The 15,642-nt window shown below is 57.4% G+C and carries 16 protein-coding genes; 8 read left to right on the forward strand and 8 right to left on the reverse strand.

Going from position 1 to position 15,642, the window contains the following annotated elements:
* Positions 1 to 66: 66 nt before the first annotated feature.
* Entirely contained in the window at positions 67 to 825 is a 759-nt protein-coding gene (locus LKO31_RS10465) for an alpha/beta fold hydrolase (protein ID WP_227690470.1), read from the reverse strand.
* Complete coding sequence (locus LKO31_RS10470) at positions 822 to 1,469, reverse strand: 2-hydroxychromene-2-carboxylate isomerase (protein ID WP_227690471.1); 648 nt, start codon at positions 1,467 to 1,469, stop codon at positions 822 to 824. Before LKO31_RS10470 ends, LKO31_RS10465 begins: the two co-directional genes overlap by 4 nt.
* A gap of 128 nt (positions 1,470 to 1,597) precedes the next feature.
* Between LKO31_RS10470 and LKO31_RS10475 the strand changes: the two genes are divergently transcribed.
* The 3 genes from LKO31_RS10475 to LKO31_RS10485 are packed head-to-tail and all read left to right on the forward strand — an operon-like array spanning position 1,598 to position 4,712.
* Entirely contained in the window at positions 1,598 to 2,041 is a 444-nt protein-coding gene (locus LKO31_RS10475; protein WP_227690472.1) for a MarR family winged helix-turn-helix transcriptional regulator, read from the forward strand.
* A 20-nt stretch (positions 2,042 to 2,061) separates the two neighbouring features.
* Positions 2,062 to 3,138, forward strand: coding sequence for an HlyD family secretion protein (locus LKO31_RS10480; RefSeq protein ID WP_227690473.1), 1,077 nt, complete (start codon positions 2,062 to 2,064; stop codon positions 3,136 to 3,138).
* Positions 3,139 to 3,149: 11 nt separating this feature from the next.
* Positions 3,150 to 4,712, forward strand: coding sequence for an MDR family MFS transporter (locus LKO31_RS10485; RefSeq protein ID WP_227690474.1), 1,563 nt, complete (start codon positions 3,150 to 3,152; stop codon positions 4,710 to 4,712).
* 62 nt (positions 4,713 to 4,774) lie between these two features.
* Here LKO31_RS10485 and LKO31_RS10490 read toward each other — a convergent pair whose 3' ends face one another.
* The 6 genes from LKO31_RS10490 to ffh form a co-directional block, all read right to left on the reverse strand.
* A complete protein-coding gene (locus LKO31_RS10490) occupies positions 4,775 to 5,800 on the reverse strand; it encodes an aspartate-semialdehyde dehydrogenase (protein ID WP_227690475.1) in 1,026 nt (341 codons plus the stop codon).
* 255 nt (positions 5,801 to 6,055) lie between these two features.
* On the reverse strand, positions 6,056 to 6,433 hold the full coding sequence (rplS, locus tag LKO31_RS10495) for a 50S ribosomal protein L19 (RefSeq protein ID WP_227690476.1): 378 nt from the start codon (positions 6,431 to 6,433) through the stop codon (positions 6,056 to 6,058).
* A gap of 270 nt (positions 6,434 to 6,703) precedes the next feature.
* On the reverse strand, positions 6,704 to 7,465 hold the full coding sequence (trmD, locus tag LKO31_RS10500) for a tRNA (guanosine(37)-N1)-methyltransferase TrmD (RefSeq protein WP_227690477.1): 762 nt from the start codon (positions 7,463 to 7,465) through the stop codon (positions 6,704 to 6,706).
* Positions 7,462 to 7,956 (reverse strand): ribosome maturation factor RimM, encoded by a 495-nt coding sequence (gene rimM, locus LKO31_RS10505; protein WP_227690478.1) that lies wholly within the window; start codon positions 7,954 to 7,956, stop codon positions 7,462 to 7,464. The genes trmD and rimM overlap by 4 nt, the downstream gene beginning before the upstream one ends.
* Positions 7,957 to 7,959: 3 nt before the next feature.
* Positions 7,960 to 8,406, reverse strand: a complete 447-nt coding sequence (rpsP, locus tag LKO31_RS10510; protein WP_227690479.1) for a 30S ribosomal protein S16 — start codon at positions 8,404 to 8,406, stop codon at positions 7,960 to 7,962.
* Positions 8,407 to 8,451: 45 nt separating this feature from the next.
* Positions 8,452 to 9,933, reverse strand: a complete 1,482-nt coding sequence (gene ffh / locus LKO31_RS10515; protein ID WP_227690480.1) for a signal recognition particle protein — start codon at positions 9,931 to 9,933, stop codon at positions 8,452 to 8,454.
* 334 nt (positions 9,934 to 10,267) lie between these two features.
* On the opposite strand from ffh, the gene LKO31_RS10520 reads away from it, so the two are divergent.
* The 5 genes from LKO31_RS10520 (at position 10,268) to LKO31_RS10540 (ending at position 15,588) form a co-directional block, all read left to right on the forward strand.
* Positions 10,268 to 11,884 carry a putative bifunctional diguanylate cyclase/phosphodiesterase gene (locus LKO31_RS10520; RefSeq protein ID WP_227690481.1) on the forward strand — a complete coding sequence of 539 codons (1,617 nt, stop codon included), beginning with the start codon at positions 10,268 to 10,270 and terminating at the stop codon, positions 11,882 to 11,884.
* A gap of 65 nt (positions 11,885 to 11,949) precedes the next feature.
* Positions 11,950 to 12,756: a diaminopimelate epimerase gene (gene dapF, locus LKO31_RS10525; protein WP_227690482.1), complete on the forward strand. Its 807-nt coding sequence runs from the start codon at positions 11,950 to 11,952 to the stop codon at positions 12,754 to 12,756.
* On the forward strand, positions 12,753 to 13,982 hold the full coding sequence (locus tag LKO31_RS10530; RefSeq protein ID WP_227690483.1) for a MiaB/RimO family radical SAM methylthiotransferase: 1,230 nt from the start codon (positions 12,753 to 12,755) through the stop codon (positions 13,980 to 13,982). Before dapF ends, LKO31_RS10530 begins: the two co-directional genes overlap by 4 nt.
* Entirely contained in the window at positions 13,979 to 14,905 is a 927-nt protein-coding gene (ftsY, locus tag LKO31_RS10535) for a signal recognition particle-docking protein FtsY (RefSeq protein ID WP_227690484.1), read from the forward strand. The genes LKO31_RS10530 and ftsY overlap by 4 nt, the downstream gene beginning before the upstream one ends.
* The gene (locus tag LKO31_RS10540; RefSeq protein WP_227690485.1) at positions 14,902 to 15,588 is read left to right on the forward strand and encodes an inner membrane-spanning protein YciB; all 687 of its coding nucleotides are present in this window, start codon (positions 14,902 to 14,904) and stop codon (positions 15,586 to 15,588) included. Before ftsY ends, LKO31_RS10540 begins: the two co-directional genes overlap by 4 nt.
* Positions 15,589 to 15,642: the final 54 nt, after the last annotated feature.

A 15,642-nucleotide genomic window follows, 5' to 3' on the forward strand; every position in this document is an offset into this window, starting at 1 on the left:
GTCCTCTGTTATTTCAATACCTTATACGGCATTCTCGTGACAGATTGCGCTTTGGATGGCCTGCGGTCAAGCGGTCGTTTGCTCCAAATACCGTACCATCTCTGCGCCCAATTCCGGCATTGTCACGCTGGACATATGGGTGCCGGGAATGGTCGCCAAAACGCCTTGCGCCAACACATCGGCCAATTCCTGTGCCGATCCATTGTCCTGATCTTGATCGCCGCACACCACCAAGGTCGGCATGGTGATGGCCGACAACGCAGCGGGGTCTGTATCCGCAAAGCTTTGCAGCAACAGGCTGGCGGCGGTGCGGTCCACCTTCATCGTCTTCATAAACTGAATGGACAACCATGTGGCATCGCCGCGTTTGGCAGTGTCAAATTCAGCAATCACGCGCTGGAAAAAGGCGCTGCGCTTTGTCCAGCCAGCCAAACCGCCCAGCCCCATGCCGCCCAAGATCAAACGGCGCGGCCGCATACCGCGCACCACCGCGCGCACACTGGTGCGCGACCCCAACGAAAAACCGCCCAGATCAAAATCATTCAACCCCAAATGCTGAATCAGATCTTCCAAATCCTCCGCCAATACATCGGGTCCATAAAATTCGGCGCTTTGCGGGGCTTCGCTAGCGCCATGGGCGCGCAGATCCGGCATGATGACGCGGTAACCCGCATCCACCAACTGACCCGCCGTGCCAAATTTCACCCAATTCATTTCCGCATTGGAAAATAAGCCATGCACCAAAATCAGCGGTGCCCCCTCGCCCATCTGGCGATAAGCCAGCTTTACACCATCGCGGGCAGCGAAAAATTCTACGTCAGTCATCGTGGCTTCAGGCCTTTCTGTTCCATCCGCCACTTAGCAAGGTCGAACCGATCCTGTCCAAAAAAAGGTTCACCATCAAAGACCAAGGTCGGTACGCCCCAATGACCCGATGCATCAAGGACGGCTTGATTGGCGCCAATTTCACGGTCCAAACTGTCCGCCTCGGCGCGAACCTCGGCGTCCAACTCCGCCAAATCCAATCCCGCCCGCTCGGCCGCTTCGGCCAGATGCCCCCCCAAATGCCAATCGCGCGCGCCGCCCCAAATCAAGCTTCCCACCTCGTGGCAAAAGGCCAGACTTTTCCCGCGCCGCGCCGCCGCCTGTCCCAATCGCGTCAGGCGGTAAATATAGGGCTGATCCTCCGCGATCTTGCGGGTGATCACATCTTGCACGATCGGGTCGGGGCGCGGCGGGCCAAAGGGGATGGCGTAAAATTGGGCCACGCGAACCATGTCCCGCATCGTATAGCCCAACCAATTGGGGTGGTTGCGTTCAAAAAAATCCGCTTGGCGAATGGCCAACGGATAGACAGGCCGAACGGTGATATCGACATCATGGCTATCCGCCAAAGCGCGGTATCGGCCAATCGCCAAATAGCTGTAGGGGGACCGAAAGGACCAGAAAAGCTGAGCAGATAAAGTCATGACACACAGAATGCCAATTTATCGAAATGACGCAAGCCCCCTATGATTTTTGGGTGCCCGACCAAAAAATATAATGTCGGCCCCAACCCAGCTTGCCGATAGTAGCTATTGCTATTATAATAATAGCCATGTCTGAGCATATTGGGTTTTTGTTGAACGACACAGCGCGGCTGTATCGACGCGCTTTTAATGCGCGTAGCCGCGAGGATGGCTGCACGGCGCTGCAATGGCGCTTGATGATGTATATCCGGCGCGAACCTGGAATTCGGCAAGGTCCCGTGGCGGAACTGATCGAGGTGGAGCCCATCACACTCAGCCGCATGGTCGACCGGCTGCAAGAATCAGGGCTGGTCGAACGCCGCCATGACCCATCAGATCGCCGCGCATGGTTGCTGTATCTGACGCCGCAAGCCGAAAAATTGATGCAAGGCATCCGCCATATGATCGACGATCTGGAATCCATGGCGATGGACGGGCTCACTGCGCCCGAACAAGCCGAACTGAAGCGCTTAGTGGCCAAGGTTCAGTCCAACTTATCCAACCGCACCGCCTGCCCAGCCCAAGAGAAATAATAGAATTAAAGGAATAATCCGTGTCCGACGCCGTCAACGCGAACCAGCCCGCCGCTTCGCCGATCACCCCATCATCCGACCAGCCGCCTGTCCAAAAGCGAACATGGAAACAATCATTGGTCATGTTCAGCGTGCCGGTCATCCTGATTGCGGCGGGATTGGCCTATTGGTTGCTCAGCGGTGGGTCGGTCAGCACGGATAATGCCTATGTCAAAATGGACAAAGTATCCGTCGCGGCGGAAATCGGCGGACGCATCACCGAAGTGGGCGTGAAGGACGGCCAATTGGTCAAAGCTGGTGACCTGTTGTTTCGCATTGATCCCGAACCCTATCAACTCAGCGTCGCCGAAGCCAATGCCGCGCTGGATGCCGCCAAGGTTGATTTGGGAAATTTGTCGGCCAGCGCCCACACATCGGACATTGAAATTGCCGCTGCCAAAGAAGCCTTGGCTTTTGCCCAAATCAATTTTGACCGTCAGGCCGCGTTGATGGAGAAAGGCTTTACCACCAAGGCCGCCTATGACGCATCCAGCCATGCCGTGGCCCAAGCCCGCGAGAAAATCCGTCAAGCGCAGGCATCTGCTGCCGAGGCACGTAGCAAATTGGCGTCAGGCCCCTCTAGCGGGCTGAACCCCGCCGTAGAGAACGCACAAGTCAAGCGCGAGCAAGCCAATGTTCAATTAAAACGTACCGAAGTCCGCGCGCCGAATGGCGGGCGGGTTGCCCAGACGACACGTTTGCTGATTGGCCAAATGATGGTCGCTGGCGTTCCGGCGGTCACCTTGGTGGATACGGCGCACCCATGGATTGAAGCGAATTTCAAGGAAACCGATCTTGCCAATATGCAGATTGGTCAGCCAGCCCATATTCGTTTTGACGCCTATCCCAATCTGGTTGTGCGCGGGCATGTCGCCACCATTGGCGCCGGCACCGGCAGCGAATTTTCCGTGCTGCCCGCCCAAAATGCGACGGGCAATTGGGTCAAAATCACGCAGCGTGTTCCTGTTCGCATTGCATTGGACGAAGCCCCTGCACGCGAACTGATTGCGGGCCTGTCTGCCAAGGTCGAGGTGATCACCGCCTCCAAGCCGCGCTGAGATAGAAGTCCATGGCTCGTAAGCCCACGCGCCTAAGCGGCGACATTCCCATTCACGCACAAGTCCAGCATCGCGGATTGCTGATGATCGCGGTGATGGGTGCGTCGATCATGCAAATTTTGGATACGACCATTGCCAATGTCGCTATTCCGCATATGCAAAGTTCGCTTGGCGCGACCAGTGAATCCGTAAATTGGGTTCTCACCAGCTATATTGTGGCGACCGCCGTCGCTATGCCGCTCACGGGCTGGCTGGCCGATCGCATTGGTCGGCGTCAATTATTCTTAATCTCTGTGTGCGGATTCATTCTGGCATCTATGGCATGCGGCGCGGCGCAATCTTTGGAACAGATGGTCTTATTCCGCATATTCCAGGGATTATTCGCGGCCTTCATCGGGCCGCTGTCCCAGTCGGTGATGCTCGATATCCATCCACCCGAGCAACATTCCCGTGCCATGTCCATTTGGGGCATGGGAATTATGGTCGGTCCGATCTTGGGACCTTTTCTGGGCGGATGGCTGACCGAAGCGGTGAACTGGCGCTGGGTTTTTTATGTCAACGTCCCTGTTGGCATTCTGACTTTGTTCATGCTGTGGCTCTTGCTGCCTGACCGCGCTGCTACGCCGCGACGATTTGATCTATTTGGATTTTCCATTTTGGCCTTGGGCCTTGCTGCACTGCAGTTGCTGCTGGATCGCGGAGCCCATGAAGATTGGTTTTCCAGTGTCGAAATATGGATTGAAGCGGGCCTAGCGCTGGCCTGTTTGTGGATATTCCTTGTTCATATGTTCACGGCGCGCGAACCGCTGTTTCCCAAATCCATGCTGCGTGATCGCAATATGATTACCGCGCTTGGCTTTATGATCATTTTAGGCCTCGCGATGTTTGCTCCCATGGCCTTGCTTCCGCCTATGCTGCAAAAATTATTTGGTTGGCCCATCATCGACACGGGCATGGTGCTGGCGACGCGCGGTATCGGCATTTTGCTGAGCATGGCGCTGGCGGGCCGTCTGGTGGGCCGCGTTGATGCGCGCTGGTTGGTTGGCACCGGCTTTGCCATTGGTGCTTTTTCCATGTGGATGATGAGCCATTGGACGTTGGACATGGGCATGAGCCCCGTGGTGATCAGCGGGTTGGTTCAGGGGCTGGGCATGGGCTTGGTGTTCATTCCGCTGAACAGCTTGGCCTTTGCCACCATCCCACCCCAATATCGTACCGACGCCTCCAGCCTACTGAATTTGTTCCGCAGCTTGGGCGCATCCTTTGGCATCTCCATTGTCGTGACCATGTTGGCGTCCAGCGGTCAGCGCAGCCACGAAGAATTGGGCGGCCATATTACCAACAGCGCCGTCAGCATGCTGGACGCCAGCACACTCGATCGTTTTGGACAATTGGGGGATGGGGCCTTGGCGATGGTCAATGCCGAGATCACGCGCCAAGCCACGATGATCGCTTATTTAAACGATTTCTGGTTTATCATGTGGGCGATGCTGGCGGTGGTTCCGATGGCGCTATTTCTTCGTCCACCAGCAAAAAATGCCGCCAAAGTGGATATGGCGGACATGGGCCACTAGGCTCAATCCGCCAAAATCACCCACAGCCATGCTGACAGGGCGGTGGGTGACCGACTGTTCGCTTAGCCCTTCTTCAGGTGACGGCGGCCCAGCAATTCTGCGATTTGCACCGCGTTGAGCGCCGCGCCCTTGCGCAAGTTATCCGACACGCACCACAGGTTGATGCCGTTATCGAGGGTGCTGTCATCACGCACGCGGCTGATGAAAGTGGCATAATCGCCCACGCATTCCACCGGGGTCACATAACCGCCATCTTCGCGCTTATCGACCAGCATCACGCCGGGGGCTTCGCGCAAAATATCCTGCGCTTGTTCCGCCGAAAGCTCATTTTCAAATTCGATGTTGATCGATTCCGAATGGCCCACGAACACCGGAACGCGCACGCAGGTGGCCGTCACCTTGATCTTGGGGTCCATGATCTTCTTGGTTTCGACCACCATCTTCCACTCTTCTTTGGTCGAGCCATCGTCGAGGAAGCTGTCGATATGCGGGATCACGTTAAACGCGATCTGCTTGGTGAATTTTTGCACATCCTTTTCGTCGCCGACAAAGATCTGGCGCGTTTGGTTCCACAGCTCGTCCATGCCAGCCTTGCCAGCGCCCGAAACCGACTGATAGGTCGATACGACAACGCGCTTGATGGTGGCGGCATCGTGCAGCGGCTTCAACGCCACAACCATTTGCGCGGTCGAGCAGTTGGGATTGGCGATGATGTTACGCGCCGTATAGCCGTCAATGGCTTCAGGGTTCACTTCGGGCACAACCAACGGCACATCAGGATCCATGCGATAAAGCGAGCTATTGTCGATCACCACACAACCTGCTGCGGCGGCCTTGGGCGCATAAATGGCGGTCGCATCGCTGCCGATAGCGAAAATCGCCATGTCCCAGCCAGCCCAATCGAAATTCTCGATATTCTGGCACTTATAGGTTTTGCCGGTGTCACCAAATTCTACGGGATCACCTTGGCTGCGCGACGATGCGACCGCTGCCAATTCGTCGATGGGAAATTGACGCTCAGCGAGGATAGCGAGCACTTCACGCCCGACATTACCCGTCGCCCCTGCGACAACGATACGATAACCCATGATGCCACTCCTTAAACGATAAATTCTTGAACTTGTTACGTTCAGCCCCCCAAGCATCGCTGCGAAGCTGGCCCAGCATCCAAACAGGCCCTGCTGTGCAAAAGCGGCCACGGCCCAAGGCGCGGCACGGCTGTAACGATGCACAGGCGGGGATTCTTGATTTCAAATGCCGAAAATGAAAACGACCGGTCCTGCCTGTTGGCGGAACCGGTCGAATTGGAAAGCTTTTTTGGCTTTAGTGGAGAGAAGCTCTCCTTAGGCCTTGCCGGCTTCCGACCGGTAATCGCGGCGTTCCGCAATACGTGCCGATTTACCTGTACGACCACGCAGATAGTACAGCTTCGCACGGCGCACAGCACCACGGCGAACAACGGTAATCGAATCGATGTTGGGCGAGTAAAGCGGGAATACGCGCTCCACGCCTTCACCGAAGGACATTTTACGAACGGTGAAGTTCGAACCCATGCCTTTGTTCGAGCGCGCAATGCACACGCCTTCGAAGTTCTGAACGCGCTTACGTTCGCCTTCGACGACCTTCACACCGATGCGAACGGTGTCACCAGGACGGAATTCAGGAATGGTCTTGTCAGCTTTGACAATTTCTTCAGCTTCGATCGTTTGGATGAGGTTCATGCCCATCGTCCTTTTTCAGTTCGCTGCGCGTCAGAGGCAAAACGGCCCGAGCATCGACATGATGCTCACAAAGGTCCGGCTTGCATAACCGTATGAATTTCAGCCAAATTCCCCGATCACAGCACTTCGGAAATTCAGCCCTCGATCGCCAATGGCAAAAGAGATGGCGGCGATGATCCGCAAAACATCGTAAAAATGATTCGCAAATCAACCCAATATGGCGCGCCGATTACGCTGAACCCCGCGAAAAAGCAAGGGGTTGCGGCGGGCTTATTCCGCCTGTTCAGCCTTGGGCTTCTTGCGTTTACGCTTGGGCTTCAACGCCTCTGCCGCCGCCTTGGCTTCGGCATAAGGCACCCACAAATCTGGTCGACGTTCCGCCGTGTCGGCCTCTGCCTGTTCGCGCCGCCATGCGCCGATTTTGGCATGGTCACCGCTGCGCAGCACATCGGGGATGGTCAAGCCTTCCCACGCGGCCGGCTTGGTATAATGGGGATATTCGAGCAAGCCGTTTTCAAAGCTTTCCTCATCGCCGCTGGCCGACGCGCCCATAACACCGGGCAGCAACCGCACACAGGCATCCAGCAACAATAAGGCGCCCATCTCTCCGCCCGACAGGATAATATCGCCCATCGACACTTGTTCAATGTCGCGGGCCGCAAAAATCCGTTCGTCAAAGCCTTCGAAGCGGCCACATAAAATTATCGCCCCTGCCCCCGCCGCCAATTCCCGCACGCGGGCCTGCGTGATGGGGCGGCCGCGCGGGGTCATCGCCAGCACCGGCAAATTGGGGTGTTTGGCCTGTGCATGGTCAACGGCGGCAGCCAGCACATCGACCTTTAACACCATGCCTGCCCCGCCGCCTGCGGGCGTATCATCCACCGTACGGTGCTTGTCGGTTGCAAAATCGCGAATTTGCACCGGATCACACGCCCACCGCCCAGCCTCAAGGGACCGGCCCGCCATGCTATGGCCCAATGGCCCTGGAAACATGTCGGGGTACAGCGTCACAGGAACGGCGGTAAAGGTCATTCGATATAGGCCGCGCTAATGGTGACAGCATCGTCGTCCCATGCCGGAACAGCGGCCGCATTCATCGGCACCATGAAGCGTTTGCCATCAGGGCGTTCGATTTCCAAAATATCACCAGCGCCGAAATTTTCGACGGTATGCACCACGCCCACATCAACCCCATCCGTGGATTTGCACGGCAGGCCGATCAGGTCATGATGATAATATTCCCCCTCTGCCAAATCCGGCAGAGCAGAACGCGGAACCGTTAACACCGTGCCGCGCATCGCTTCTGCCGCGTTGCGGTCGGTGATTTCCGCAAAAGATGCGACCGCGCCTTGGTTGGCGGGCCGGATGGTTTTCAAGGTGAGTTGGCGGGTTCCGGCATCAAAAATGGGAAAGGCGCGGAGGGTATCCGCGCCTTCACCAAATAGCTTGAGCCGAACCTCGCCCCGCACCCCATGCGCGCCAGCGATGGCGGCCAAGGTGACGGGTCGGTCCAGACGCGCCAAAGCTTAAGCTTCGGTTGCTTCGCCAGCTTCTTCAGCCGGTGCTTCTTCAGCAGCAGGAGCGGCAGCAGCTTCAGCAGCAGCGGCTTCTGCAGCCTTCTTTGCTTCTTCAGCTTCTGCGATCTTCGCAGCCTTTTCTTCAGCGCGCTCGGTGGCCTTTTCGCCTGGTTTTGCTTTGTTCGGGTTGTTGCGAGCAGCGCGTTCTTTCACACCAGCAACGTCGAGGAAGCGAGCGACGCGGTCGGTAGGTTGCGCACCAACCGAAACCCAGTGCTTCGCACGGTCGAGGTCCAGCTTAACGCGCTCTGGATTGTCCTTCGACAGCAGTGGGTTATAGCTGCCGATACGTTCGATGAAGCGGCCATCGCGTGGGCTGCGCGAGTCAGCAACAACGATCTTGTAGTAAGGGCGCTTTTTCGAACCGCCACGTGCGAGGCGAATGCTGGTTGCCATGATGTTATTCCTTCTTTGATAATTCGTTAAATGTCTAAAAACTGATTATTTCTTTTTGTTCAGCAGGTTCGCAAGGTCCGGCGGAATATTGCCGCCACCCATGCCGGGCAGGCCGCCAAGGCCGCCTCCCGCACCGCCGCCCAAACCACCAAGTCCGCCGCCAAGGCCACCCAAACCGGGAATGCCGCCGCCGCGTCCGAACAACGCGCCGAGGCCCTTCAGGCCGCCCATCTTGCGGAGTTTCTTCATAGCGGTGGACATTTCTTGGTGCATTTTCAGCACCTTGTTCACCTGCTGCACCGAAGTACCCGAACCATTGGCAATGCGGATTTTGCGCTTTGCGTTGATCAGTTCCGGCTTCGCCCGTTCCTTGGGCGTCATCGATCCCATAATCGCGTCCATATGGATGAGCAGCTTGTCGTCCATGTTGGACTGGGCCACCGCTGCCTGCGCCTTTTTCAGGCCCGGAATCATACCGGCCAGCGCGCCGAGACCGCCCATATTGCGCATCTGTGTCAATTGCATCCGCAGATCGTTCAGGTCGAACTGGCCCTTGGCGAGCTTGGCCGCCATCGCCTCAGCATCTTCGGCCTTAATGGTTTCAGCGGCCTTTTCGACCAAGCTGACCACATCGCCCATGCCCAAAATGCGGCCCGCGATGCGCGATGGTTGGAACACTTCCAAACCATCCAGCTTTTCGCCAACGCCTGCGAATTTAATGGGCTTGCCAGTAACCGCACGCATCGACAGCGCCGCACCGCCGCGCGCATCACCGTCCATACGGGTGAGCACAACACCGGTCAGCGGCACTTGTTCGGTAAAGCGCTGCGCCACTTGCACGGCGTCTTGGCCGGTCAAACTATCGACAACGAGCAGCGTTTCGGCGGGCGATGCCGTGCGCGACACCGCCTGCATTTCGTCCATCAACTGCTGATCGACGTGCAAACGGCCCGCCGTATCGAGCATCAATACGTCAAAGCCTTGCAGCTTGGCGGCTTGCAAAGCGCGCTGCGCGATTTCAACAGGCTGTTGGCCGGTGATGATCGGCAGGGTGGCCACGTCAATCTGGCTACCCAATACCGCGAGCTGTTCTTGCGCCGCTGGACGATTAACGTCCAGCGATGCCATCATCACCTTTTTGCCTTCTTTTTCTTTCAGGCGCTTAGCGATTTTGGCGGTCGAAGTGGTTTTACCCGAACCCTGCAAACCAACCATCATGATGACGGCGGGAGGTGTTACGGCCAAATTCAGGTCGGATGTTTCCGAACCCAACATTTCGGTCAGCGCGTCGTTGACAATCTTAACAACTTGCTGGCCGGGGGTCACCGAGCGGATCACATTATGGCCAATGGCCAATTCGGTGACTTGATCGATAAAGCTGCGAACAACAGGCAAGGCCACATCGGCCTCGAGCAAGGCAATGCGTACTTCGCGCATCGCGGCGCGAACGTCATCCTCGGTCAAAGCCCCGCGACCGCGCAGCTTGCCGAAAACATCGCCCAACCGGTTCGTCAGACTATCGAACATTCGTCTTCAAATCCCTTCTTCCGACATCATAGCGGCGGCGAATCCCATCGATTCGGGCCAACGCAAAACACGCCGGTGAGCGAAACCTCGCCAACCAGCGGTATCCGTAGACAGGAGCTTTTCCGTCGCGGATGTCGATATGCCTAGCAACCTTATGCTGTCAGACACGGCTGCTCCTAGAGGAAAAGGCGTAAAAACGCAAGCGCCCCTAATCGTCCAGCAGCCACGACGGAAATATTAGGTTCAGTTTAAACTTAACCATTATTTCACCCGTTCCCGCCTATCCCTACAAGCTAGGGGTATGGATATAGTGTCTAAATCAGAAGAAATGGCAATGAAACATCCGCGCCGCGCTGTTCGGGAAGAGGTCCTGACTGGCGGCGTTGTTGCGGCCGCCATTATCTTGTTTGTCGGGACGGGCAGCGAAGTGCTGAGCGGCGCCGTTCAAGCCTTTATTGGCTTAAATGGCGGGCCTGATCGCGCTGTAACGGTCGCCCTTATTCTAAATGTCGCCCTGATCCTGTTCGGATGGCAACATCATAAAAAGCTAACGATGAAAATATCAGAACGCACCCAAGCCGCTGAGCAAGCCCAATTTCTAGCCGACACAGACATGCTGACCGGCCTGTTTAATCGGCGTGCCTTGATGATTCGCGGACAGAAAATGCTGGACGACGCCGCACAGGCGAACCGCGACGTGGCGCTAATGCTACTCGATCTGGATCATTTTAAGTCGGTGAACGACAATCATGGCCATAGTGGCGGCGATAAAATTTTACAGCAGGCCGCAGAGCATCTGACCCGCAGCCTGCCCGATGATTCCTTAAAAGCGAGACTCGGCGGCGACGAATTTGTCGCGATGCTGAACATTCCACGCGGTGCGCGGGCCGCCGTAGATGTCCTGTCCTACGATCTGCTGGTCGGACTGCGCGAACAATTGCGCTATGACGGAAAGCCCGTGCATGTCGGGGCCTCCTTGGGTGTAGCCTTGGCGCAAAGCGCCGACACGTCGATGGACACATTGATTCGCCAAGCCGACATCGCAATGTATCATTGCAAAGACAGCGGGCGCGGACGACAAATTTGGTATGAAAGCGGCATGGAAATGGCCGCTCAGGCGCGCAGCAAATGGGAAAATGCGATCAGCGCCGGCATGCAGAACGGCGAGTTTACGCCCCATTTCGAACCACAGGTTGAACTTGGCACAGGCCGCATCTTGGGGTTTGAGATGCTGATGCGCTGGGAATCGGCAGAATTGGGGCATGTGCCGCCCGAACGCTTCATTCCTTTGGCGGAACATGCGGGCCTGATCAGCGATCTGTCGTTTCAGGTCGCCCGCGATGCGATGATCTTGGCCCGCCAATGGTCGCCGAGCATCAGCCTGTCGCTCAACATCTCTCCGCTGCAACTAAAGGACCCATGGTTCAGCCAAAAGCTAACCAAGCTGATTGTGGAAACCGGCCTGCCCGCCCATCAATTGGAAGTGGAAATTACAGAAACCGCGTTGATCGAGGATAAAGCCTTGATTCACGCCATTATCACTAGCCTGAAAAACCAAGGCGTTCGCTTGACGCTGGACAGTTTCGGCACAGGCTATGCGTCTTTGTCGCACTTGCGCACCTTGCCATTTGACCGCATCAAAATTGACCGCAGCTTCATTGCCGCCATGGGCCACAGCCCCGATGCCAAGGCGATTGTCATGGCCGTGCTGCGCCTTGGCGAAAGCTTGGGCACCTCCATCGTCGCCAAAGGGGTCGAGGATGGTGCCACCGCCGACGCACTGATGGCGCTGGGCTGCAAAGAAGCCCAAGGCTGGCACTTTGGGCAGACATTATCGCCGTCGGAATTGCTGTCTTTGTTGCAAGAGCGCGGCCTGATGCGCGACACCAGCCTCCCGTCCAACCAAGACACCTCCGAAACGCCAGCCAGCGATTATAAACAAGCCATATAAAGCAACGGCCACGCGCCGTCTTGGGTCACTAGACTTAGGGCGCGTGCATCCCTAAATGCGCTGATATGGCCCATCGCTTCACCAAAATGCACGGTCTTGGCAATGATTTCGTTGTCATTGACGCCCGAGAAACGCCCGTCGACATGACGGCAGCCCGCGCGGCCGCCATTGCCGATCGTCAGCGGGGCATTGGTTGTGACCAATTGGTGTTGCTGGAACACAGCGTCGCTGCCGATATCAAAATGCGCATTTTCAACAGCGATGGCAGCGAGGTAGAAGCCTGCGGCAACGCCACACGCTGTGTTGCCAGCCTGTTGGGCGTGCCCGCCACCATCGAAACATTGGGCGGTATGCTAAATGTCACGCCCGCCGATGGCGGCGCGAAAGTCGTGCTGGTCGAACCACGCTTTGACTGGGACCAAATCCCCCTTGCCTATCCGATGGACAGCCGCGACTTGCCCTTGGCTTGGGATGAATTGGAACATGGTGCGGTGGTCAATGTTGGCAATCCGCATGTCATATTTTTTGTACCCGATAGTGACGCCGTGCCGCTGCATGACCTTGGCCCGCGCATTGAAACGGACAGCGTGTTCCCGCAAAAAATCAATGTGAATGTCGCCAGCCTTGTTGGGGATAATCATTTAAAACTGCGCGTGTGGGAACGCGGCGTTGGCTTGACGCAAGCTTGCGGCACGGGGGCCTGTGCCACAGCGGTTGCGGGCATTCGCGCGGGACTGGTACAATCGCCGGTCACCATATCTCTGCCCGGCGGCGATCTGACCATTGAATGGGCCCACGGCTCGCCGATCATCATGACCGGCCCCGCGACCCGCGTGTTCGAGGGTGAAACCGATTGGGCGCATTTCGGATGACCCAGCCGCCTGCCAGCGCGGTCGATGTCCGAAATTTCGGCTGCCGCCTGAATATTGCAGAGGGGGAAAATATTCGCATCGCCGCTGGCGAAGCTGGCGTGAGCGATGCTGTCATCTTTAACAGCTGCGCCGTGACGGATGAGGCCGTGCGCCAAACCCGCCAAGCGGTGCGCCGCGCACTGCGCGAAAATCCTGAACGGCCTGTGTTTGTGACGGGCTGCGCCGCAGAATTGGAAGCCGATAAATTCGCCGCCATGGGCGCGGTGGTGGTCAAGAATGACGCCAAGGGTGATATCGCCTCTTATAATGGCGGTCATGCGGCCCATAAGATTGCCGCCCCCTATCAGCCAGCCTTATCGGGCGCCGATCATGCGCGGGCTTTTTTGGGCGTGCAGACGGGCTGCTCGCACAGCTGCACCTTTTGCGCGACCGTATTGGCACGCGGCAGTGCCAATAGCGCGACCGGAGCGTCGGTCATCGCCGCCGCCCGCACGGCGCTGAAGCGCGGGCAAAAGGAAATCATCTTAACCGGCGTCGATCTCGCCAGCTTTGGCGATGATAGCCAATCGAGCCTTGCGTCATTGGTCGAAAATTTGCTCGCCCTTGATGGGCTGCACCGTCTGCGCCTGTCATCGCTGGACCCCGACCGTATTGACGACGCTTTGTTTGCGCTGATCACCCAAGAAACCCGCATCATGCCCCATGTGCATCTGTCGTTGCAGGCTGGTGACGACATGATCTTGAAACGCATGAAGCGCCGTCACAATCGCGCTGAAGCCGTCGATCTGGTGGCGCGCCTGAAACAGGCCCGCCCCGAAATCGCCATTGGTGCAGACCTGATCGCAGGCTTCCCGACCGAAGATGACGCGATGTTCGCCAATAGTCTGGCCCTGATCGACGATTGCGACATCATCTTTGGCCATATTTTCCCCTACAGCCCCCGCGCTGGCACGCCCGCTGCGCGCATGCCGCAAGTGGGCCGCGCCTTGGCCAAGGAACGCGCCGCCATGATGCGCGCCGCCAATGAACGCCGCCGCCATGCGTGGATGGACGCCCAAATCGGCCAGTCCGCCTCGATGCTGGTGGAACGCGACGGGATGACTGGCCATGCCGCCAATTTCGCGGCATTGACCCTAACGACCCCTGCTCCGGCAGGAACCATCCAAGCCGTGCATTTGCGGACGCGGGATGGAGATAGAATGATCGCTGAAAGGATAGCTGCATGAGCGGGACGAGCTGGAGCGACAAACTGCTGAGCGGTTTTCGCCGGACCTCGGAACGGCTGGGGGAAAATTTGTCGGGCCTGACCGGCAAAGGTCGGCTGGATGATGATGATCTGGACCGGATTGAAGAAGCCCTGATCACCGCCGACCTTGGCCCCGCTATGGCCGCGCGTATCCGCGACCGCCTGTCGGAACGCCGCGATGCTGTGGGCGATAGTGTGGAGGAATTGCGCCGCATCGTGGCCGATGAAATCGCCGTCGTGCTGCGCCCTGTCGCCGAACCCTTGGAAATTGATGCCTTTCCCCGTCCCCATGTGATTTTGGTGATTGGCGTCAACGGGTCCGGCAAAACCACGACCATCGCCAAGCTGGCGAATCTGTTCCAAGAACAGGATTATGGCGTGATGCTGGTGGCGGGCGATACCTTCCGCGCCGCCGCCATTGGTCAGTTGAAGATATGGGCCGATCGTTTGGACGTGCCGATTGTGTCTGGTCCCGAAGGCGGCGACGCCGCAGGCATTGTCTATGACGCGGTCAAGCAAGCCACCGCGACGGGCATTGACGTGTTGATCGTCGACACCGCAGGCCGCTTGCAAAATAAGCGCGAGTTGATGGACGAACTGGCCAAAATCAAACGCGTGTTGGGCCGCCTGAATGTCGCCAGCCCGCATGATGTGGTGTTGGTTCTGGACGCGACCACGGGCCAAAATGCCCTGTCGCAACTGGACGCGTTTCGCGAAGTGGCGGGCGTGACCGGCCTTGTGATGACCAAGCTGGACGGCACCGCGCGCGGCGGTGTGCTGGTGGCCGCGGCCGAACGTCACGGCCTGCCCATTCACGCCATTGGCATTGGGGAAACCATCGGCGATCTTCGTCCCTTTGATGCTGACGAAATTGCCGCGATTATTGCAGGGAATATTCGATGACCCACCAACCCGAAATTTTGCCCACTGGTCCCGAACCCATCCCCGCACCGCCCAAGGCCAAGCATGGTGCCTTGAATTTCATATTGGATTTCGGCCCGCTGCTGATTTTCTTTCTGGTGTTTAAATTCACCAGCGATGGCGACGGCGCTTTGGCCGCCACCACCGGCGCGATTAAGGCAACCGGCGCGTTCATGGTGGCGATTGTCGCCGCGCTGATCGTGTCAAAATGGAAATTGGGCAAAATCAGCCCGATGCTGTGGCTGTCCAGCATTTTGGTGTTGGGCTTTGGCGCGCTGACCGTTTATTTTCACGACGAAAAATTCATCGTGATGAAACCGACGATTATCTATGCCGCCTTTGCGCTACTGCTGCTGGGCGGCTGGCTGACGGGCCGTGCTTTGCTGAAAGTCCTGCTGCAATCCGCCCTAGACGGCATCACGGATAAAGGCTGGTTGGTCCTGTCCCGCAATTGGGGGTTGTTCTTTGCGCTATTGGGCATCGCCAACCACATCATGTATATGATGATCCAGCAAGGCAGCCTGTCCTTTGATACATGGCTGACGGCAAAAGTATGGGGCTTTACGGCAGTGTCGTTCCTTTTCACCCTCAGCCAATTGCCGGTTATGATTAAATATGGACTGGCCGTAGCCGGCGAGGAAGACGCAGCCAACAAGCAAGGTTGAGCCGCTCCCCCATCACTGACATAAGCATAAGGCGCGCCCCAACAGGCGCGCCTT

The organism is Sphingopyxis yananensis (assembly GCF_020687785.1).
In the GTDB taxonomy this organism is placed as follows: domain Bacteria; phylum Pseudomonadota; class Alphaproteobacteria; order Sphingomonadales; family Sphingomonadaceae; genus Sphingopyxis; species Sphingopyxis yananensis.

Excerpts from the sequence above, each read along its gene's own strand:
- LKO31_RS10490 (WP_227690475.1), bottom strand. The coding sequence starts at position 5,800 with ATGGGTTATCGTATCGTTGTCGCAGGGGCGACGGGTAATGTCGGGCGT.
- ftsY (WP_227690484.1), top strand. The coding sequence starts at position 13,979 with ATGAGCGGGACGAGCTGGAGCGACAAACTGCTGAGCGGTTTTCGCCGG.
- ffh (WP_227690480.1), bottom strand. The coding sequence starts at position 9,933 with ATGTTCGATAGTCTGACGAACCGGTTGGGCGATGTTTTCGGCAAGCTG.
- rpsP (WP_227690479.1), bottom strand. The coding sequence starts at position 8,406 with ATGGCAACCAGCATTCGCCTCGCACGTGGCGGTTCGAAAAAGCGCCCT.
- rplS (WP_227690476.1), bottom strand. The coding sequence starts at position 6,433 with ATGAACCTCATCCAAACGATCGAAGCTGAAGAAATTGTCAAAGCTGAC.
- trmD (WP_227690477.1), bottom strand. The coding sequence starts at position 7,465 with ATGACCTTTACCGCCGTTCCTGTGACGCTGTACCCCGACATGTTTCCA.
- LKO31_RS10470 (WP_227690471.1), bottom strand. The coding sequence starts at position 1,469 with ATGACTTTATCTGCTCAGCTTTTCTGGTCCTTTCGGTCCCCCTACAGC.
- LKO31_RS10540 (WP_227690485.1), top strand. The coding sequence starts at position 14,902 with ATGACCCACCAACCCGAAATTTTGCCCACTGGTCCCGAACCCATCCCC.
- LKO31_RS10520 (WP_227690481.1), top strand. The coding sequence starts at position 10,268 with ATGAAACATCCGCGCCGCGCTGTTCGGGAAGAGGTCCTGACTGGCGGC.
- LKO31_RS10485 (WP_227690474.1), top strand. The coding sequence starts at position 3,150 with ATGGCTCGTAAGCCCACGCGCCTAAGCGGCGACATTCCCATTCACGCA.
- LKO31_RS10475 (WP_227690472.1), top strand. The coding sequence starts at position 1,598 with ATGTCTGAGCATATTGGGTTTTTGTTGAACGACACAGCGCGGCTGTAT.
- LKO31_RS10465 (WP_227690470.1), bottom strand. The coding sequence starts at position 825 with ATGACTGACGTAGAATTTTTCGCTGCCCGCGATGGTGTAAAGCTGGCT.
- dapF (WP_227690482.1), top strand. The coding sequence starts at position 11,950 with ATGGCCCATCGCTTCACCAAAATGCACGGTCTTGGCAATGATTTCGTT.
- LKO31_RS10530 (WP_227690483.1), top strand. The coding sequence starts at position 12,753 with ATGACCCAGCCGCCTGCCAGCGCGGTCGATGTCCGAAATTTCGGCTGC.